The sequence below is a fragment of the Delftia sp. ASV31 genome, from assembly GCF_016428765.1.
GTDB lineage: Bacteria > Pseudomonadota > Gammaproteobacteria > Burkholderiales > Burkholderiaceae_C > Comamonas > Comamonas acidovorans.
In genome coordinates this window covers 24,518-43,402 of record NZ_JAELTK010000031.1, presented here as the reverse complement: position 1 = coordinate 43,402, position 18,885 = coordinate 24,518, and the positions used below count along the sequence as shown (strand labels likewise).

General features: G+C 67.9%; 20 protein-coding genes. 8 read left to right on the top strand and 12 right to left on the bottom strand.

Annotated elements, in window-relative coordinates:
• Window positions 1-70 precede the first annotated feature (70 nt).
• Both JHD82_RS13410 and JHD82_RS13405 read left to right on the top strand, forming a co-directional pair.
• Entirely contained in the window at window positions 71-1,267 is a 1,197-nt protein-coding gene (locus JHD82_RS13410) for a PLP-dependent aminotransferase family protein (RefSeq protein ID WP_065346290.1), read from the top strand.
• The gene (locus JHD82_RS13405) at window positions 1,264-1,521 is read left to right on the top strand and encodes a SlyX family protein (protein WP_065346289.1); all 258 of its coding nucleotides are present in this window, start codon (window positions 1,264-1,266) and stop codon (window positions 1,519-1,521) included. Before JHD82_RS13410 ends, JHD82_RS13405 begins: the two co-directional genes overlap by 4 nt.
• Window positions 1,522-1,576: 55 nt before the next feature.
• On the opposite strand, the gene JHD82_RS13400 is transcribed toward JHD82_RS13405, so the two are convergent.
• From JHD82_RS13400 to JHD82_RS13390, 3 genes are all read right to left on the bottom strand, one after another.
• On the bottom strand, window positions 1,577-1,711 hold the full coding sequence (locus tag JHD82_RS13400; protein WP_012204679.1) for a DUF3149 domain-containing protein: 135 nt from the start codon (window positions 1,709-1,711) through the stop codon (window positions 1,577-1,579).
• A 198-nt stretch (window positions 1,712-1,909) separates the two neighbouring features.
• Window positions 1,910-3,337 (bottom strand): M20 family metallopeptidase, encoded by a 1,428-nt coding sequence (locus JHD82_RS13395; RefSeq protein WP_199136910.1) that lies wholly within the window; start codon window positions 3,335-3,337, stop codon window positions 1,910-1,912.
• The gene (locus JHD82_RS13390) at window positions 3,334-4,362 is read right to left on the bottom strand and encodes a tripartite tricarboxylate transporter substrate binding protein BugE (RefSeq protein WP_199136908.1); all 1,029 of its coding nucleotides are present in this window, start codon (window positions 4,360-4,362) and stop codon (window positions 3,334-3,336) included. The genes JHD82_RS13395 and JHD82_RS13390 overlap by 4 nt, the downstream gene beginning before the upstream one ends.
• Window positions 4,363-4,553: 191 nt before the next feature.
• Between JHD82_RS13390 and JHD82_RS13385 the strand changes: the two genes are divergently transcribed.
• Together JHD82_RS13385 and JHD82_RS13380 are read left to right on the top strand one after the other, a co-directional pair.
• Complete coding sequence (locus JHD82_RS13385) at window positions 4,554-5,543, top strand: LysR family transcriptional regulator (RefSeq protein WP_199136906.1); 990 nt, start codon at window positions 4,554-4,556, stop codon at window positions 5,541-5,543.
• A 116-nt stretch (window positions 5,544-5,659) separates the two neighbouring features.
• Window positions 5,660-6,208 carry a DUF2721 domain-containing protein gene (locus JHD82_RS13380; protein ID WP_012204683.1) on the top strand — a complete coding sequence of 183 codons (549 nt, stop codon included), beginning with the start codon at window positions 5,660-5,662 and terminating at the stop codon, window positions 6,206-6,208.
• Between the two features lie 49 nt (window positions 6,209-6,257).
• Here JHD82_RS13380 and JHD82_RS13375 read toward each other — a convergent pair whose 3' ends face one another.
• The gene (locus JHD82_RS13375; protein WP_012204684.1) at window positions 6,258-7,163 is read right to left on the bottom strand and encodes an HTH-type transcriptional regulator ArgP; all 906 of its coding nucleotides are present in this window, start codon (window positions 7,161-7,163) and stop codon (window positions 6,258-6,260) included.
• Between the two features lie 70 nt (window positions 7,164-7,233).
• Between JHD82_RS13375 and JHD82_RS13370 the strand changes: the two genes are divergently transcribed.
• Window positions 7,234-7,884: a LysE/ArgO family amino acid transporter gene (locus tag JHD82_RS13370; protein ID WP_012204685.1), complete on the top strand. Its 651-nt coding sequence runs from the start codon at window positions 7,234-7,236 to the stop codon at window positions 7,882-7,884.
• A 9-nt stretch (window positions 7,885-7,893) separates the two neighbouring features.
• Here JHD82_RS13370 and JHD82_RS13365 read toward each other — a convergent pair whose 3' ends face one another.
• Together JHD82_RS13365 and JHD82_RS13360 are read right to left on the bottom strand one after the other, a co-directional pair.
• On the bottom strand, window positions 7,894-8,205 hold the full coding sequence (locus tag JHD82_RS13365; RefSeq protein ID WP_012204686.1) for a hypothetical protein: 312 nt from the start codon (window positions 8,203-8,205) through the stop codon (window positions 7,894-7,896).
• A gap of 30 nt (window positions 8,206-8,235) precedes the next feature.
• Window positions 8,236-8,733, bottom strand: coding sequence for an Lrp/AsnC family transcriptional regulator (locus JHD82_RS13360; protein ID WP_199136904.1), 498 nt, complete (start codon window positions 8,731-8,733; stop codon window positions 8,236-8,238).
• Between the two features lie 108 nt (window positions 8,734-8,841).
• Here JHD82_RS13360 and JHD82_RS13355 point away from each other — a divergent pair, with 108 nt between their 5' ends.
• Entirely contained in the window at window positions 8,842-9,744 is a 903-nt protein-coding gene (locus JHD82_RS13355; protein ID WP_199136902.1) for an EamA family transporter, read from the top strand.
• 97 nt (window positions 9,745-9,841) lie between these two features.
• Here the strand turns inward: JHD82_RS13355 and JHD82_RS13350 are convergent, their stop codons facing one another.
• Complete coding sequence (locus JHD82_RS13350; RefSeq protein ID WP_199136900.1) at window positions 9,842-10,636, bottom strand: MetQ/NlpA family ABC transporter substrate-binding protein; 795 nt, start codon at window positions 10,634-10,636, stop codon at window positions 9,842-9,844.
• A 196-nt stretch (window positions 10,637-10,832) separates the two neighbouring features.
• Between JHD82_RS13350 and JHD82_RS13345 the strand changes: the two genes are divergently transcribed.
• Window positions 10,833-11,051 carry a DUF3820 family protein gene (locus JHD82_RS13345; protein WP_063326593.1) on the top strand — a complete coding sequence of 73 codons (219 nt, stop codon included), beginning with the start codon at window positions 10,833-10,835 and terminating at the stop codon, window positions 11,049-11,051.
• A gap of 38 nt (window positions 11,052-11,089) precedes the next feature.
• Here the strand turns inward: JHD82_RS13345 and JHD82_RS13340 are convergent, their stop codons facing one another.
• On the bottom strand, window positions 11,090-12,430 hold the full coding sequence (locus JHD82_RS13340; RefSeq protein WP_199136898.1) for a PLP-dependent aminotransferase family protein: 1,341 nt from the start codon (window positions 12,428-12,430) through the stop codon (window positions 11,090-11,092).
• Between the two features lie 102 nt (window positions 12,431-12,532).
• On the opposite strand from JHD82_RS13340, the gene JHD82_RS13335 reads away from it, so the two are divergent.
• Window positions 12,533-13,018, top strand: a complete 486-nt coding sequence (locus JHD82_RS13335) for a PaaI family thioesterase (RefSeq protein WP_199136896.1) — start codon at window positions 12,533-12,535, stop codon at window positions 13,016-13,018.
• A 63-nt stretch (window positions 13,019-13,081) separates the two neighbouring features.
• Here JHD82_RS13335 and JHD82_RS13330 read toward each other — a convergent pair whose 3' ends face one another.
• From JHD82_RS13330 to mfd, 4 genes are all read right to left on the bottom strand, one after another.
• Window positions 13,082-13,603: an ABC transporter substrate-binding protein gene (locus JHD82_RS13330; RefSeq protein ID WP_197942996.1), complete on the bottom strand. Its 522-nt coding sequence runs from the start codon at window positions 13,601-13,603 to the stop codon at window positions 13,082-13,084.
• Between the two features lie 307 nt (window positions 13,604-13,910).
• Window positions 13,911-14,624: a phosphoserine phosphatase SerB gene (serB, locus tag JHD82_RS13325; RefSeq protein ID WP_012204694.1), complete on the bottom strand. Its 714-nt coding sequence runs from the start codon at window positions 14,622-14,624 to the stop codon at window positions 13,911-13,913.
• A gap of 79 nt (window positions 14,625-14,703) precedes the next feature.
• A complete protein-coding gene (locus tag JHD82_RS13320) occupies window positions 14,704-15,369 on the bottom strand; it encodes a hypothetical protein (protein WP_199136894.1) in 666 nt (221 codons plus the stop codon).
• Window positions 15,370-15,386: 17 nt separating this feature from the next.
• Entirely contained in the window at window positions 15,387-18,881 is a 3,495-nt protein-coding gene (gene mfd, locus JHD82_RS13315) for a transcription-repair coupling factor (protein ID WP_199136892.1), read from the bottom strand.
• Between the last annotated feature and the right edge of the window lie 4 nt (window positions 18,882-18,885).

The following is an 18,885-nucleotide window of genomic DNA, read 5'->3' as shown; positions in this document are numbered from 1 at the left end:
AAAGCTGCGGCAGGATTGGCGACAATGCAGGCTTCGCCTTTTCATTGCACCGACAAAGAGACTCCTGCCCATGCAATTCGCCGACCGTCTGAACAACGTAGAAACCTCCGCCATCCGCGAGCTGTTCAAGCTGCTGGGCAAGCCCGGCATCATCAGCTTTGCGGGTGGTTTCCCGGACAGCGCCATGTTCGACGTGGCCGGCATCAGCGCCGCCTCCCAGGCTGCGCTGCAGCAGGAGCCGGGCGCCGCGCTGCAGTACGGTGCGACCGAGGGCTACCAGCCGCTGCGCGAGCAGATCGCCGCCTTCATGGCCGGCAAGGGCGTGCGCGAGCTGGCCCCCGAGCAACTGGTGGTGACCACGGGCAGCCAGCAGGCGCTGGACCTGCTGGGCAAGACCATGATCAACCCCGGCGACAAGGTCATCGTGGAAGGCCCGACCTTCCTGGCCACCATCCAGTGCTTCCGCCTGTACGGCGCCGAAGTCATCAGCGCGCCCATCGACGCCGAAGGCGCCCAGGTCGATGCGCTGGAGCAACTCATTGCCGAGCACCGCCCCAAGCTGGTCTACCTGATCCCCACCTTCGGCAATCCCAGCGGCGCCATGCTGAGCCTGGAGCGCCGCAAGAAGGTGCTGGAGCTGGCCGTCAAGTACCAGACCCTGGTGGTGGAGGACGATCCCTACGGCGACCTGTATTTTGGCGAAGCGCCTCCGCCCAGCCTGCTGGCGCTGTCCAGCGAGGTGCCCGGCAGCCGCGACTGGCTGGCGCACTGCGGCTCGCTGAGCAAGGTGCTCAGCCCCGGCCTGCGCATTGGCTGGCTGGTGGCCCCGGCCGAGCTGCTGGGCCGCGCCGTGATGTGCAAGCAGTTCAGCGATGCCCACACCAGCACCTTTGCCCAGGCCACGGCCGCGCAGTACCTGAAGTCCGGCGCCATGCCCGCCACGCTGGCCCATGTGCGCGAGGTCTACGCGCGCCGCGCCAAGGCCATGGGCGATGCGCTGCGCGAGCACCTCGGCGATGCCGTGGAATTCCTGCAGCCCCAGGGCGGCCTGTTCCTGTGGGTGCGCCTGACCGGCAAGGGCGGCGCGCTGGCCGATGCCGGTGAGCTGGCCAAGCGGGCCATTGCCCAGGGCGTGGCCTTTGTGCCGGGTGCGCCGTTCTTTGCGCAAAACCCCGATGCCACCAGCTTCCGCCTCTCGTTCGCCACGGCTGACGAGGACAAGATCCGCGAAGGCATCGCCCGCCTGGCCCAGGCGCTCAAGGCATGAGCGTGGCTGACGACGCAGAACACGGCGGCGGGCACGCAGACGCCGATGCCCTGCAGGCGCGCGTGATGGAGCTGGAGATCAAGGCCAGCTACACCGATGACCTGCTGGAGCAGCTGAACCTGACCATCTACCGCCAGCAGCAGCAGATCGACCGGCTGCTTGACGAGCTGCGCGACCTGCGCCGCCGGGTGCCCGAAGGCGGACCCGCCGGCGGCGCGACCCATCTGCGCGACGAGCTGCCCCCGCACTATTGAGTGCGCAGGGCTGCTGCGTGCGAATGCCCAGGCCAGCCCCTGCCTGGGCATTTCTTCATTCAAGCGGCTTGTTGGCCACGTGCTTCATCTTGCCCAGGAACAGGCGCAGGAAAAAGCCCGCCATGATCAGCATGAAGACGATGGCGCCCAGGCTCATCAGGCCGTAGTCGGTGGAAAAAAGATCAATCATCAGCTTCACAAGTCCTCCTGTGGTTTGTTGGTATCGGTGGGGTCCCGATCCAACTATCGCCGTGGCCTGGCGCGGAGGGCTTGTGATGGGTCAACGCGGCGGCGGGGTGGGTTTGCGGCAGCGCAAAGGGGCAAGCCCCGGCAAGCCCGGGAACTGGGCATGGGGCACGAGTCGATCATCCAGGGCGAGCCAAGCCCATCACCCCCGCATGAACGGCAAGGGCACCTCCGCAGGAATCGGGCACGCATAGGGTCGGCCGCCGCGGCGCTCAAGCAGCTCCGCCTTGGCCTGGGCAATGCGTTCGGGCTGCTCCAGCAAGGAGATGGCCGTGGCCGCCAGCACCTGGGCGGCGCGCACCATGCCTGCGTGGGCCAGGCCGGACTGGCCTTGCGAGACCATCTGCCAGGAGTGCAGCGGCGTGCCGAAGGCGTAGCAGGCCACCCAGGCCTGGACGGTGGGCGTGATCCAGCTCACATCGGCCACGTCGGTGGAGCCGAACAGGGTGTCCTCCACGGCAGGATCGTAGGGCGCCAGGCCTTCGAACACCGCCGGCACCTTGCCGCGCAGCACGCTGGCCAGCGGGCGGCTGACCTGGTCCACGTCGTTGCTGTCCAGCGTGGCCTGGAAGTCTCCGGCCAGGCGATGCAGGCCGGGGTCCACGCGCAGCGGGCCCAGGGCCTGCATCTGCGCATACATCACCTGGTTCAGCGTGCGGTTCTGCAGCAGGTTGGAGCAGGCCTTGTCAAAGATGATCTCAAGCCGGCAGTCCGTCATCAGCGCGGCGCCGCGCGCCACGTTCTGCACGCGCTCGTACAGCGCTGCCGCCTCGTGGTTGCGTGCTGCCCGCACCAGGTACAGCACCTCGGCGCGCGCCTGCACCACGTTGGGCGACAGGCCGCCCGAGTCGGTGATGGCGTAGTGCACCCGCGCATCGGTGGGCATGTGCTCGCGCAGGTAGTTCACGCCCACGTTCATCAGCTCCACGGCGTCGAGCGCGCTGCGGCCCAGGTGCGGGGAATGCGCGGCATGCGCGGCCTTGCCGTGGAAGATGAATTTCGCCTGGATGTTGGCCAGCGTGCTCTGGCTGAACACGCCGGTGAAGCTGGCCGGGTGCCAGGTCAGCGCCGCGTCCACATCGTCGAAGACCCCGGCGCGCGCCATGAAGGTCTTGCCCGATCCGCCTTCCTCGGCCGGGCAGCCGTAGTAGCGCACGCGTGCCTTGGCACCGCTGCGGCGCAGGTGCTCCTGCAGCGCAACGGCCGCGAAATGCGCCGAGGTGCCCAGCAGATGGTGGCCGCAGCCGTGGCCCGCCAGGCCCGGGCTGTCGGTGGAAGGCGTGCAGACCAGGGCGCCGCTTTGCTGGTTCAGGCCCGACAGCGCGTCGTACTCGCCCAGGAAGGCCAGCACCGGGCCCTCGTCGCCCCATTCGGCCAGGAAGGCCGTGGGAATGCCGGCCACGCCGCGCGTGATGCGAAACCCGGCCTGCTCCAGCGCATCGATGTGCAGCCGGGCAGAAGCGGTTTCGGCATAGCGCAGCTCGGCCAGGGACCAGATGCTGTCGGCCAGGGCCGCCATGCGCGGGGACTGCTGCTGGAAGAAGTCCTGGAGATGCTCGACTGCGCTCATTCCGGCTTCACTCCTGCCTTGTCCAGCAGCGCCTTGTTGCGCTGCAGTTCGCTGGCGATCTGGGCCGGGAAGCGGCTCTGGTCCATCTCGGTGACCGAGGCGCCCAGCAGCTTCAGGTGCTTTTGCACCTCGGGCAGGCGCACGGCCTTCACCGACGCATCCTGCAACTGCCGGACGATGGCCGGTGGCGTGCCGGCCGGCACGACCAGCCCGAACCAGCTGATGCCCAGTTCGTTGAGCTGCGCGTAGCCCAGCTCCTTGAAGGTGGGCACATCGGGCAGGTCGGGCGAGCGGCTGTCGCCCGACAGCGCCACGGGGATGAGCTTGCCGCCCTTGATCTGGGGCATGGCCGAAGGCAGCTGGTCGGTCATCACCTGCACCATGCCGGCCAGCGCATCGTTGAGCGCCGGCCCGTTGCCGCGGTAGGGCACGATCTGCACCTGGGTCTTCATGGTCTCGTTGAAGGACGCCACCATCAGATGGCCCAGCGTGCCCAGGCCCGGCACGCCCGCGCTGTAGGCGCCGGGCTGGGCGCGCAGCCTGGCCAGAAAGCCCGGGAAATCCTTGACGCCCATCTTGGGGTGGACCATGTAGACCGACGGCATGGTCACCAGATTGGCCACGGGCAAAAGCCTGCCTTCCAGCTTGGCGGCGCGCGTGTACAGCGAGGGATTGATGGTGGCCGTGCTCACCGTGGCCATGCCGATGGTGTAGCCGTCAGGCGCGGCCTGGGCCATGCTTTCGGTGCCGATCAGGCCGCCAGCGCCGGCCTTGTTGTCCACCACCACGGGCTGGCCCAGCGTGCTGCGCAGGCCCTCTGCGATCACGCGCGCAACGATGTCGGTGGAGCCGCCTGCCGCAAAGGGCACGATGAGCTTGACCGGCTTGTTCGGATAGGCATCGGCCGCATGGGCCGTGGAGGCCGTGTGGGCCAGGGTGAGGCCGCACAACACGGCGGCAAGACCGGACGTGCCCAGCGAGAGCAGGGTGCGCCGCGGCAGCTGAAAGAGGGGTTTGGCTTGCATGGCATGGGTTCCATCTACGGGGGAAGGAGCCGCAGGCCTGGGCCGCGCCGGCTCCCGATGCAGGCGACTATAGAAATCCTGCCGCCCGAGTGGGCCACGGTATTTGTGCCAAGCTATAAGCCATTCCGATAGCTTGCCCTGCGCCGCCTGTGGCGCGCCAGGGCCTGCCTGGGGAAAACACTGAGACTCCCATGAGCAATGACTTCGATGACCGCGACGGCCTGGACGATGCGGCCACGCCCCAGGGGCGGCTGCTGTATTCGCGCCTGACCAAGCATGTGCGCCTGCGCCAGCTGCAACTGCTGGTGGCGCTGCAGCAATGCGGCTCGGTGGTGCAGGCCGCCGCCACGCTGCACATGAGCCAGTCGGCCGCCACCCAGGCGCTGGCCGAGATGGAGCGCGTGCTGGACATCCGCCTGTTCGAGCGGCATGCGCGCGGCATACGCCCCACGCTGGCCGGCCAGACCCTGGTGGACACGGTGCGCGGCGTGCTGGCCGCGCTGGAGGAGGTGGCGGAATCGCTGGCTGCCATTCGCCGGGGCGCGGCGGCCGCGCTACGCCTGGGCGCCATTCCGGCGGCAGCCCTGGCCATTCTTTCGCCCCTGCTGGCGCGGTTCTATGCCGAGCATCCCGAGGTGCATGTCGATGTGCACGAAGACGCCAGCACCCGGCTGCTGTCCCAGCTGCTGGGCGGCGGGCTGGACGCGGTGTTCTGCCGCGAGCCGGCGCTGCTGCCCGGCCCCTTCGTCTTCGAGCCGCTGCTGGCCGACACGGCCGTGGTGGTGGCCGCACGCTCGCATGCGCTGGCCGGGCGCCGTGACGTGCCGCTGCAGGCGTTGACTGGCGCACGCTGGGTGCTGCCCACGGCCAACATCGCCGTGCGCGGGATTTTCGAGGCCGAGGTGCTCCAGGCGCTGCCCGATGCGCCCTGGTTTCCCGTCTCCACCGTTTCCCTGCCGATACTGGAGGGCCTGTTGAGCCAGCCCGGCGCCGTGGCCCTGGTGCCGCTGAGCATTGCGCCGGGCCTGCAGACCCATGCGCGCGTGTGCCGGCTCGATGTGCGGCTGACGGGCAGGTTGGCGCCGCTGGGCGTGGTCTGCCGGCGCGACCAGGCGCCCGCCTTGCTGACCGAGATGCTGTCGCTGTGCCGGCAGATGCTGCCAGCGCCATCGGCCCGCTGAATGCCAAAAGCTGGCGACATGGCTTCTTGCGGCCCCCGCTTGCGGCCACAATACTGTCCGCGCGAAAACACGGCAGCATGGCCGCACCAGACAACAGAAAGCACGCAGAGGACCGCATGATCAATTGGTCGCTAGACGCCGATACCGTCACCCACAGCATCCAGCTGGCGCTGGCGCCGGTGTTCTTCCTGACGGCCGTGGCCGGCATGATCGGCGCCGTGGCCGGGCGGCTGGCCCGCATCATCGACCGCGCGCGCAAGCTGGAAGAACTGCTGCGCAACCCGCAGGAAGAGGACTTCATCGCGCGCAGCCTCACGGAACTGCACTTTCTGCGCAAGCGCGGCCGGCTGGCCAATGTCTGCATAGGGCTGCTGACCGTCTGCGGCTTTTGCATCGGCCTGACCATTGCCCTGCTGTTCCTGGGCGAGGCCTACGGCATCAACGGCCATGGCTATGCGGTGCTGGGCTTTCTGTTCGGCGTGCTGATGTTTCTCTCGGCCCTGGCCTGCTTTCTCTGGGAAACCATCATGGCCACCAGCCTGCTGGACTTCCACACCCTGACCCGCGTGCGCGCGGCCGTGCGCACCATACAGCGGCCGGAACGCAACGACCAGGCCCAGGCTGAGCCGTCCGCCCCGGCAGACGACACCGGCCGCCAGCCCTGAGCCGGGCGCGGATGGCGCCGCCATCGCCGTCGCCATCGCCGCAGCCCATTCACTCCATCGGGTCCAGGCAGGCCGCCGCGGCCTGGATCACGCAGTCCGTCAGCCGCTGCAGGCTGGCCTGCGCATTGCGCGCATGGGCCCAGTACATGGGAATGTCCAGGTCGTTGCCCGGCAGCAGCTCCACCAGGCTGCCTTCGGCCAGCTGCGCGCCGATCATCAGTGGCGGGTGCATGCCCCAGCCCATGCCCAGCTCGCAGGCCCGTGTATAGCCCTGGTTGGAGGGAAGAAAGTGGCGCGGCGTGTTGCGCCGCCCCTCCGCGCCCAGGCGTTGCAGCCACTGGTCCTGCAGGCTGTCCTTGCGGCCGTAGCTCATCATGGGCGTGCGCGCCATGGCCTCGGGCGTGATGCCGTCCTTCAGGTAGCGGCGGATGAAGTCGGGGCTGGCGGCCGCCACGTAGCGCATGCGGCCCAGCGGCCAGGTATTGCAGCCCGGAATGGCCGAGGAAGTGGCCGTGACGGCGGCCAGCACCTCGCCCTCGCGGATGCGCTTGGCCGTGTGGTCCTGGTCGTCGATGCTGATGTCCAGCAGCTCGTTGCCGTCGCGCGTGAAGGCGGACATGGCATCCATGAACCAGGTGGACAGCGAGTCGGCATTGACGGCCAGCTTGAGCGTGGGCAGGGCGGTCTGCCCCTCGGGGACCAGCTCCGGGTTCTTGCGGCGCAGATCGTTTTCGAGCAGGGCCACCTGCTCCAGGTGCAGACACAGCCTGCGGCCCGCATCGGTGCCCGAGCAGGGCTGGCCGCGCAGTACCAGCACCTGGCCCACACGCTCCTCCAGCAGCTTGATGCGCTGGGAAACGGCCGAGGGCGTGACATGCAGCTTGCGCGCCGCGCGCTCGAAGCTGCCTTCGCGCACCACGGCCGCCAGGGCTTCGAGTCCGGCGTAGTCGAGCATTTAGATATTCTTCATTTGGTTGAGTAAATGTAATTTTACTTAACCATTTGCCGGCCAGACAATCCCGGCCATGTGGACTGCAAATGTTTCTTCTTCCTGGCTGGCGGGCTTCACGGTCTGCCTGTCTCTCATCGTCTCCATCGGCGCCCAGAACCTCTATGTGCTGCGCCAGGCCGTGCAAGGCCAGCATGTGCGCGCCTGCGTGGCCTGGTGCGTGGTGAGCGACGTGGTGCTCATCGGCCTGGGCGTGGCGGGCATGGCCCGGCTGCTGGGCGACAACCCCGACCTGGCCCGCTACCTGACGCTGGGCGGCGCCCTGTTCCTGCTGGCCTATGGACTGATCGCGCTGTGGCGCATGGCAATGGCGCCCGATGCGCAACTGGCGGCATCGGGCGGGCAACTGGCCCCGCGTGGCCTGCTGGGCGTGGTCTCCACGCTGGCCGTGATCACCCTGTTCAACCCCCATGTCTATCTGGACACGGTGCTGCTCATGGGCTCCATCGGCGCGCGCCAGGAAGGCGTGCTCAAGTGGGTCTATGTGGTGGGCGCCGCATCGGCCAGCCTGTCGTGGTTCGTGGCGCTGGCCTTTGCGGGCCGCCGCATGAAGCGCCTGTTCGAGAAGCCGCAGGCCTGGCGCGTTCTCGATGGCCTCACGGGCGTGATGATGCTGGCGCTGGCCTGGTGGGTGGCTGGCAGCGCGTTGGCACCGGCAGTTGGCTGACGGCGCAGATCAGTCTGCGGCCGGGGCTTGTTCGCCGGGCGCCCAGGTGCCCACGGCCTCGATGAGGTTCCAGCTGTTGCATTCGATGCAGTAGTGGCCCGTGGCGCCGGTCTTCTGGCTGGTCGCCTCGATGACGACCTTGTGGCCATGGCGCTGGGCCTCGGACAAGGGCTGGATCTTGTCGTAGTTGTATTGCTCGGCCAGGTCGCCCCGGAAGGAAATGGTGATGCGGTCGCGCTTGGGATAGTAGTCACGCTCGTACTTGTCGAGGGTGCGTGTGGCGACGAGGCGGGCCATGCTGTCCGGTGAAGGTGCGCTCAAAGCAGTCTCCTGGTGTATGTCTAGGTTGTGTCAACTTGTTTCATTGTCGGGCTTGTGTTCTGCCATCGGCAACTGCAGCCCGGTCTTGATGCGTTCCAGAGCGATCGAGGTGGTGTAGCGCCGGATGTTGTCGTCTCCGGAGAACAGCCGCGCCGCCAGCGCCTGGTACTCCTGCATATCGGCAGCCGTGACGATCAATGAATAGTCGGCTTCCCCGGTCACGTAGTAGCACTGCTGCACGGCGGGCTCGCGCGCCACGCGCGCGCGAAAGGCCAGGGACAGGTCCGGGCGCTCGTTGGCCAGTTGCACGTCGATGAGCACGGTGAGCGGACGCCCCGTGCGCACGGGATCGACCACGGCCACGTTGGCCGTGATCACGCCCAGCTCCTGCAGGCGCCGTATGCGCCGCTGCACGGCCGGTGCCGAAAGGTGGACCTGCTCGGCAATGAGGCGCTGCGGCGTGAGGTTGTCGCGCTGGAGCACGTCGAGGATGGCGCGGTCAAAAGTATCGAGTGCGATGGCGGGCATGGGGGAGGGGCAGAAAACGGATGCGGAGCGGTCGGAAAGAGCGAATATTGCGCGAAGAGGCCCCAAAACGAGCCTTTTGCATCGCTGGCCTGCAATATCGTACGGGCCATGACAACAAACACCACATGGAACCGCGCCTGGCCCCTGCTGGCCGTGCTGGGCTCGGTCACGGCACTGGGCGTGGGCACTTCTCTTGCCAAGCAGCTTTTTCCGGTGCTGGGCGCCCAGGGCACTTCGGCATTGCGCGTTGGCTTTGCCGCGCTGATCCTGGTGGCCATCTGGCGGCCCTGGCGCTGGACGCTGGCCCGCCCCCAGGCCTGGGCGCTGCTGCGTTTCGGCGTGGCGCTGGGCGCCATGAACCTGCTGTTCTACATGGCGCTGCGCACCATTCCCTTTGGACTGGCCGTGGCCATCGAATTCTCCGGCCCGCTGGCCGTGGCCATCTACCACTCGCGCCGGCCGGTGGACTTTGTCTGGCTGGCGCTGGCCGTGGCGGGGCTGGCCCTGATTTTGCCGGTAGGGGGCGCCGGCGCGGGCGGATTGGTGCTGGAGCCCGTGGGCATTGCCTGCGCCGTGGGCGCTGCCATCTGCTGGGCGCTGTACATCCTGCTGGGGCAGCGCCTGGGCAGCATTCCCAGCGGCCAGGCCGTGTCGCTGGGCCTGGTGTTCGCCGCCATGGTGGTGGTGCCCTTCGGCGTGGCCGAGGCGGGGGCCAAGCTGCTGCAGCCGTCCATCCTGGCCTTCGGCCTGGTGGTGGCGGCCATCTCCAGCGCCTTGCCCTATACGCTGGAGATGATGGCCCTGCGCCGCCTGCCGCCGGCCACCTTCGGCATTGCCCTGGCCACGGAGCCTGCGATTGCCGCCCTCATGGGCATGCTGCTGCTGCATGAGCACCTGGTGGGCACCCAGTGGCTGGCCATCGCCTGCATCATGGGCGCGGCCATGGGCAGCGCCATCACGCGGCCCGCTGCGGCAGCCAAGGCGCCGGCCGAGGTGACGCCTGCGGGTTGAGTGGCGATACCAGGGAAGGGGAATGAAGAAAGCGCTGCCGAGGCAGCGCTTTTTTTGCGGGGACAGGATGCAGCCGAGCGGCTGCATTCCCTGCGCCTCAGAACGCAGGAACGACAGCGCCCTTGTACTTCTCGAGGATGAACTTCTTCACGTCGGGCGTGTGCAGCGCGTTCATCAGCTTGGCGATGTTGGGATCGTTGGCACGGTCCTGGCGCGAGACCACGATGTTGGTGTAGGGCGAATCGGCGCCTTCGATGAACAGCGCATCCTTGGTGGGATTGAGCTTGGCCTCGATGGCGTAGTTGGTGTTGATCAGGGCCAGGTCCACGTCAGCCAGCGCGCGCGGCAGCAGCGGGGCTTCGAGTTCCTTGAACTTGAGCTTCTTGGGGTTCTTGGCCACGTCCAGCGGCGTGGGGGTCAGGCTCTTGGGGTCCTTGAGCTCGATCAGGCCCTGCTTGGCCAGCAGGATCAGGGCGCGGCCGCCGTTGGAGGGGTCGTTGGGGATGGCAATGGTGGCGCCGTCCTTCAGATCCTTCACGTTCTTGATCTTCTGCGAGTAACCGCCGAAGGGCTCCACGTGGACCTTGCCATTGGGCACGGCCACCAGCGAGGTCTTGCGGTCCTTGTTGTAGCTGTCCAGGTAGGGCTGGTGCTGGAAGAAGTTCACGTCCAGCTGCTTGTCCTCGACGGCCGCATTGGGCTGCACGTAGTCGCTGAATTCCTTGATCTGCAGGTCGATGCCCTGGGCCTTGAGGGCCGGCTTCACATGGTTGAGGATTTCTGCATGGGGCACGGCGGTGGCGCCGACCTTGAGCACGTCGGCGGCCTGGGCCGTCAGGGCCGTCAGGGCCAGCGTGGCAATCGCGATTGCGGAGAGGGCTTTCTTCAACATGACCGGAGGACTTTCTTCAACGGGTTGCAAAAACGCCGCAGGCCCGGTGGAGTGGTTCTGTATCGGGCGGTACGGCAGGCAGGCGCATAGTCTAGTGCGGCGCCAGCGGCCGCAATGAACAATTTTGCTATTTGGTTATAAGGCTGTGGCTTTTTATGCAGATTCTTGCGATGCCGCAGCGCGTACCATCGCCGCCATGGACTCCGAAATGCTGCAAAAGCTGGTGCAGGTGCACATGCCCTATGGCAAGTACAAGGGCCGGCTGATCGCCGACCTGCCCGGCAACTATCTGAACTGGTTCGCACGCGAAGGCTTCCCCAAGGGAGAGCTGGGCCAGTTGCTGGCACTGATGCAGGAACTGGACCACAACGGCCTGTCGCACCTGCTGCAGCCGCTGCGCGCCGGGCCGCGCTGAAGCGCAAGGCCGTTGAACCGGGCCCTGGCCCGGCGGGCTCAGGGGGGAAAGCCTTCCACGGTATCCCGCAACTGAACGAGTACGGCCTCCAGTTGCGGCAGAGACACCGAACCCAGTCCCAGGCGCAGCGCATGCGGGGCATGGGGTGTCGTTGCGTAGGCGTGGGCCTGCGATACGGCAATGCCGCACTGGGCCAGCGCCGTGGCCACCCGGTCCATTCGCAGCTCCCCGGGCAGGCGCAGCCAGAGGAAGAGCGAGCAGGGGTGGGCCAGCATCTGCATTCCTGCCAGCGCCTTGCGCGCAATCGCCTGCCGGCGCCGCGCCTCCTGCCGCATGCGTTGTTCCTGCTGCCGCACGGAGCCGCTGGCCATCCAGCGCGTGGCCATGGCCGTGACCAGGCCCGGCATGCTCCAGTGGCTGGCGCGCACCACGGCCTTGACGCGGCCTGCCCATGCCTGGGGCACCACCATGAAGCCGAAGCGCAACCCGCTGGCCACGCTTTTCGAGAGGCTGGAGACGTGAATGCAGCGCTCTGGCGCCAGCGTTGCGAGGGCTGCGGGCGCCTTGCCTGCAAGAAAGGCATAGGCAGCATCCTCGATCAGCAGGCAATCGTGGCGCCTTGCGATCTCCACCAGGCGCTGGCGCTGCGCCAGCGGCATCACCCATCCCAGGGGGTTGTGCAGCGTGGGCATGGCATGGATGGCGCGTATGCGCCGGCGTGCGCACAGCCGCTCCAATGCATCGAGGTCGGGACCCTCGTCAAGGGCAGGGACCGGCTGGAGGTCCAGGTCCTGGAGCTCGGCCAGCATCCTGAAGCCCGGGTAGGTCAGCGCATCCACGGCCACCGCATCGCCGGGCCGCAGCAGCGCACGCACGGCAACGTCCAGTCCTTGCTGCGCGCCGTTGACCAGGAAGATGCGTTCCGGCTCGGCAGCCAGGCCGCGTTCGCGGGCAAGGAAGTCGGCCACGATGCGCCGCTCGTGCAACCGGCCGCCGGGCGGCTGCTGGTGCATGAGCGCAGCCAGGTCGCCCGAAGCAGCCAGTTCGCGCAGCATGGAGCGCAACAGCCCGGCCTGTCCGGGCCAGGTGGGATGGTTGAAGGACAGGTCGGCCGTGTCCGAACTCAGGCGGGATTCGTCGCCGCCATCCCATTCGCGCTGCTGCGGCCGATCCCGCACAAAGGTGCCGCGCCCGGTTTCACCGATGACCAGGCCGAGGGAGGCCAGCCGCGCATACACCTTGCTGGCGGACGCCACGGCCATGCCATGGCGGGCCGCGAGGTCGCGGTGCGTGGGCATCAGCGTGCCGGGCGCGAGCCGGCCGGCGCGGATGTCTTCGGCCAGCCGTTCAGTCAGCAGAGCAACGCGAGAGGCAGCCATGGAGTGTAGCTAGGACAATTTTTTGATTGTTCCAGTCTAGGTCATCACACTGGCGAGACGGGCATTCCCGGGCCTTGCCCTCCCTCTCCAGACAGGAAATCCATGCATCTTCCCAGCACTTATCTCCCCGTGCTCGACTATCTGCAGCGGCAGATCGAAGGGCGGCTTGCCGCAGACGAGGCCACGCACATGCGCTATCCGACCGCGATCTCGCAGATGCTGGGGTTTCGCATAGTGGCCGTCGGCGAAGCCATGGCCGTCGTGGAGTTCGACGCCGATGCGCAGCGCCATGGCAACCAGCAGGGCACGGTCCATGGCGGAATGCTGTGCGAACTGGCCGATGCTGCCATAGGCACGGCGCATTCCACTTTGATGGAGCCAGGCCAGAGTTTCACCAGCATCGACCTGAAGGCGGCCTTCCTGCGCCCGGTCTGGCGCTCCAGGCTGTGCGCGCGGGCGTGGGCCGAGCACCGTGGACGCACGATCAGCCACTACCGCTGTGAAATCGAGCGTGATGATGGCAAGACCGTTGCGAGCATTGCCAGCGCCGTGATGACGCTGCATGGAGAGCATGCGCAAGGCCGTTGAAGCAGCCGCTGGACAAAACAGAAAGGCCGCGACAGGCGCGGCCTTTTGCAAGGAGCAGGCGGTTTACTTGGCGGCGGCGCGGGCGGCTTCTGCCTTGGCCTTGGCTTCGTCGGCCTTGCGCTGCAGCTCGGCTGCCTCGGTTTCAGCGGCCTTGGCCTTGGCTTCGGCTTCCTTGGCGGCTGCGTCCTTTTCAGGGGTCATGGCGCCGGCCAGCGCATTGCCGGCCATGGAGCCGGCAACGGCGCCCACGGCGGCGGCGCCCAGCGTGCCCATCATGCCCGGGCCTGCAGCACCTGCAGTGGCAGGTGCCGCTGCCGGAGCGGCGGCTGCGGCGGGCGCGGCCGGTGCGGCAGGAGCTGCAGGGCTGGCAGGCGTTGCCGCCTTGCTGGCGGTGGGTGCCGCAGGCGCTGCGGGCTGAGCGGGGGCCTTGCCGATCGACGCCGGGCGCACGGACTTGCCGCCGCTGCCCATGCGCTTGGCCTGGGCCAGCGTGGGCACGGTCAGCGATGCAATGGCCAGGGCGATCACGGAGGCAGTGGCGCGGAACGAAGTCTTCACGGAGTTTTTTCCAATCATGGTGGTCATGTACACGGTCGGCGCAGGCGGGCCCGCGCCGGTCGGCGCGCCACAGGCTGCCCGTATGCGGGCAGGCCTGCGGCCTTGTGTGTCACATGGGGATGGGGGAGGGGATTCCAAGCACCGGCGCGCGGATGCGCCGGCGTGCAGCCTGCTGTTGTAGGTGGGCCACCCGGCGCTGGGGCGGTGGCCTATGGGGCTGCGTGAAGCATTGTAGAAAAGACTGGGGCTTGCCGGAAAAGCAAGCCCACAGAACATTCTCAGCTATTGATTGCGGAGCGGCGCAGCGGCCTGCGCCCGCCGCTGCCACCCGTTTTCAGCGCAGGACTTCCAGCAGGCGGTCCAGGCCGCCTTCGGTGATGGAGACCTTGGCTTCGTTGCGCACGCGCGGCTTGGCGTGGTAGGCCACGGACAGGCCTGCGACCTGCATCATGGGAATATCGTTGCTGCCGTCGCCCACGGCGATGCACTGGTCGGGGCGAATGCCCAGCAGCGAGGCGACTTCCAGCAGCGTGCGGCGCTTTTCGGCGCCGTCGCAGATGTCGCCCCAGGGCTGCTCGATCAGGCCGCCGGTCAGCGCGCCGTCACGCATCTCCAGCACGTTGGCTCGCACGAAGTCGATGCCCAGCATGCCGCGCACATGTTCGGCAAAGTAGGTGAAGCCGCCCGAGACCAGCAGCACCTTCAGGCCCGCAGCCTGGGCTGCGCGCACCAGGGTTTCGGCGCCCGGGGAGAGCTTCAGGCGCTCGGCCAGCACGCGGGCCATGTCGGCCTCGGTCACGCCGACGAGCTTGCCCACGCGCTGGCGCAGGCTGTCCTTGAAGTCGGTGATCTCGCCGCGCATGGTGGCTTCGGTGATGGCCGAGACCTCGGCCTTCTTGCCGGTGGCGTCGGCGATCTCGTCGATGCACTCGATGGTGATCAGCGTCGAGTCCATGTCGAACGCGATGAGCTTGTAGTCGGCCAGCTTCAGCGGAGGCTGGATGCCGCGGATCAGCAGTCCGGGCGCGAATTCGGTGACATCGGTCATGGGTGGGGCAGCAAAAAGGGGACGGGCCGCCGGGCTGGCGGGAAACAGGCGCAGATCATATCCAGTGGCGGGCCCGCCGTCAGGCTGCGGGCGGCTGGCGCAGGTAGATGGCGTCCGACCAGGTGGCCAGCCATTGGGGGCGAAACACCACGAAGATGGCGGTGACCATGCCGGTGACCACGGCATCGCCCCAGGCCATGAGCCAGCGCGCGATGCGCGACAGATCCTCGTTGACGCCGGGCAGGGCGTGGCCCGCCGCCTGGGCCAGCAGGGCCGAGATGAAAACGCACAGCACCGTGCCCGCAAAGCCGCGCGCCAGGATGTAGACAAAGATCTGGTGCGGCAGCCAGCGCCGCAGCGCCGCGCCCCAGAGCATGGCCAGCGTGGCGGGCACGATGCCCTGCCAGACCGAGATGCCCAGCGCATCGCCCCAGCCCAGGGCCGGCGACAGCAGGGCGGCCAGCCCGCCCACGATGAGCAGCAGCGGCACGGCCAGAGGCCAGCCCAGCATGAGCACCACCAGCGGCGCCGAGGACCACTGCAATTGCAGCGGCATGCGGTGCAGCGTGGGCAGGGCCCAGATCCAGGGCAGCAGCACGAGCACGCCCAGCAGCGGCGTGACCAGGGGCGAGGCCATGCGGTCCTGCGGGCCGCCCGGACCCGGGCGGCCGGCCAGCATGCGCCAGGGGCGCAGCCACAGCGCGGTGGCCAGGGCCAGCAGGGCGATGCTCGCTTCGAGGAACATGGCTGGAACGACGCGTTCTATGCGGGCTGGGCTGCCTTCGCCTCCACCAGCGGCTGGCCCAGGCTGCGCAGCACGTCGCGCACCATCTGGGCGCGGTCCTTGGGGTTGTCCAGGGCACGCTCGATGCGCAGCTTCTCGTTGCCGGCCAGCTTGATGTGCTTGTTCTTCTGGATGAGGTGGATGATGGCCATCGGGTCCACGGGCGGCTGGGGCTTGAAGGTGATGTTGATGACGCCGGGCGCTGCATCCACCTTGACCACGCCGTAGGGCTGGGACAGCACGCGCAGGCGGTGCACGTCGATCAGCGTCTGCGCCTGGGGCGGCAGCTTGCCGAAGCGGTCCACGATTTCTTCGAGCAGGGTGTCGATCTGGTCGCTGGTGCGGGCCGTGGCCAGTTTCTTGTAGAAGGACAGGCGCAGGTGCACGTCGCCGCAGTAGTCGTTGGGCAGCAGGGCCGGCGCGTGCAGGTTGATGTCGGTGGAGGCCGACAGCGGGCTGAGCAGGTCGGGCTCCTTGCCGGCCTTGAGGCTGCGCACGGCCTCGGACAGCATCTCGTTGTAGAGCTGAAAGCCCACCTCCATCATGTTGCCGCTCTGGTTCTCGCCCAGCACCTCGCCGGCGCCGCGGATCTCCAGGTCGTGCATGGCCAGGTAGAAGCCCGAGCCCAGTTCCTCCATCTGCTGGATGGCCTCCAGCCGCTGCTGGGCCTGCTTGGTCAGGCTGTCCAGGTCGGGCACCATCAGGTAGGCATAGGCCTGGTGGTGGCTGCGGCCCACGCGGCCGCGCAGCTGGTGCAGCTGGGCCAGGCCGAACTTGTCGGCGCGGCTGATGAGGATGGTGTTGGAGCTGGGCACGTCGATGCCGGTCTCGATGATGGTCGAGCACAGCAATATGTTGTAGCGCTGGGCCACGAAGTCGCGCATCACGCGTTCGAGCTCGCGCTCGGGCATCTGGCCGTGGGCCACGGCAATGCGTGCCTCGGGCAGGATTTCCTCGAGCTTTTGCTTGCGGTTCTCGATGGTCTCGACCTCGTTGTGCAGGAAGTAGCACTGGCCGCCGCGCTTGAGCTCGCGCAGCACGGCCTCGCGGATCACGCCCGTGCCCTCGTTGCGCACAAAGGTCTTGATGGCCAGGCGCCGCTGGGGCGCGGTGGCGATGACGGACAGGTCGCGCAGGCCTTCCAGCGCCATGCCCATGGTGCGCGGGATGGGCGTGGCCGTCAGCGTGAGCACGTCCACCTCGGCGCGCATGGCCTTCATGGCTTCCTTGTGGCGCACGCCGAAGCGGTGCTCCTCGTCGATGATCAGCAGGCCCAGGTTCTTGAACTGCGTGGACTCCGACAGCAGCTTGTGCGTGCCCACGACGATGTCCACCGAGCCGTCGGCAATGCCCTTGACGGCCGCCGTGATCTCCTTGCCCGAGCGAAAGCGCGAGACTTCGGCCACCTTGATCGGCCACTTGGAGAAGCGGTCCACCAGGGTCTGGTAATGCTGCTCGGCCAGCAGCGTGGTGGGCGCGAGAAAGGCCACCTGCTTGCCGCCCGTGATGGCCACGAAGGCCGCGCGCAGCGCCACCTCGGTCTTGCCGAAGCCCACGTCGCCGCAGACCAGGCGGTCCATGGGCTGGGGGCTGATCATGTCCTGGATCACGGCGTGGATGGCGGCGCGCTGGTCCGCCGTTTCCTCGAAGCCGAAGTCGTTGGCGAACTGCTCGTAGTCCTGGGGCGAGTAGCGGAAGGCATGGCCCTGGCGTGCGGCGCGGCGCGCATAGATGTTCAGCAGCTCGGCTGCCGAGTCGCGCACCTGCTCGGCCGCCTTGCGCTTGGCCTTTTCCCACTGCGTGCCGCCGAGCTTGTGCAGCGGCGCGTCCTCGGGCGAGACGCCCGTGTAGCGGCTGATCAGCTGCAACTGGCTGACGGGCACGTAGAGCACGGCGTTGCCCGCGTACTCCAGGTGCAGGAACTCCTGCACGGCCGGCGTGCCGTCAGGGTTCTTCTGGCCCATGTCCATGTTGACCAGGCCCTGGTAGCGGCCGATGCCGTGGTCCGAATGCACCACGGGGTCGCCCACCTTGAGTTCGGACAGGTCCTTGATCAGCGCCTCCACATCGCTGACCTGCTCCTGGCGGCGGCGCCTGCGGCCCGTGGGGCTGGTGGCGAACAGCTCCGTCTCGGTGACGAAGTCCAGGCCTTCCTCCACCCAGGCAAAGCCGTTCATCAGCCCGGCCGTGGCAATGCCCACCTTCTCGCCCGCATCGCCCTGGAACTCGGCCAGCGAGTCGAAGACCGGCGGGTTCACGCCCGAGGCGCGGAAGAAGTCCAGCAGGCTTTCGCGCCGGCCATCGGACTCGGCCAGCAGCAGGATGCGGTGGGCGCTGCTGGCAATGTGCCTTTGCAGGCGCGCCAGCGGGTCTTCCGCGCCGCGCACCACGGACAGGTCCTCCAGCTTCTGGAAGATGGCGCTGTCTGCCACGTCCTCGGTGCCGGGGCGCAGCGCGAGCTGGGCGTGCTCCTTGGCGCGCGTGTAGAACTGGTCGGCGGACAGGAACAGCACCTCGGGCGGCAGGGCCGGGCGCTCGGGGTCGCCCTGCACCAGGCGGAAGCGCTCCTTGGTGTCCTGCCAAAAGCGCTGGAAGGCCGGCTCCAGTTCCCCATGCATCACCACGGTGGCATCGGCGCCCAGGTAGTCGAACACGGTGGCCGTTTCGTCGAAGAACAGCGGCAGGTAGTACTCGATGCCGGCCGTGGCAATACCCTGGCCCATGTCCTTGTAGATGCGGCTGCGCGTGGGATCTCCCTCCAGCAGCTCGCGCCAGCGCTGGCGGAACTTGGCGCGCGCGTCCTCGTCCATGGGGAACTCGCGGCCGGGCAGCAGGCGCACCTCGGGCACGGGGTAGAGGCTGCGCTGGGTGTCGGGATCGAAGGTGCGGATGGAGTCGATCTCGTCGTCGAACAGATCCACGCGGTAGGGCTGCAGCGAGCCCATGGGAAACAGGTCGATCAGGCCGCCGCGCACCGCGTACTCGCCGTGGCTGACCACCTGGGAGACATGCTGGTAGCCGGCCAGGGTCAGCTGGGCCTTGAGTTTGGCCTCGTCCAGCTTCTGGCCGCTCTTGAACTCGAAGGTGTAGCCGGCCAGGAAGGAGGGCGGCGCCAGCCGGTACAGCGCCGTGGTGGCGGGCACCAGCACCACGTCGGCACCATGCTCCTTGTCGCGCTGGTTGATGCGCCACAGCGTGGCCAGGCGCTCGCTGATCAGGTCCTGGTGGGGGGAGAAGCTGTCGTAGGGCAGGGTCTCCCAGTCGGGGAACAGCGCGCAGCGCAGGCCCGGGGCGAAGAAGGCCATCTCGTCGATCAGCCGCTGGGCATCCGAGGCGTCGGCCGTGACGATGGCCGTCACCCGGCCAGCAGCCTTCTCGCGCTCGCCCAGGCGGGCCAGCAGCAGGGCGTCGGCGCTGCCCACGGGGCGGGGCAGGGTGAAGCGTTTTCCGGGAGTGAGCTTGGGCAGTTCCATGGTG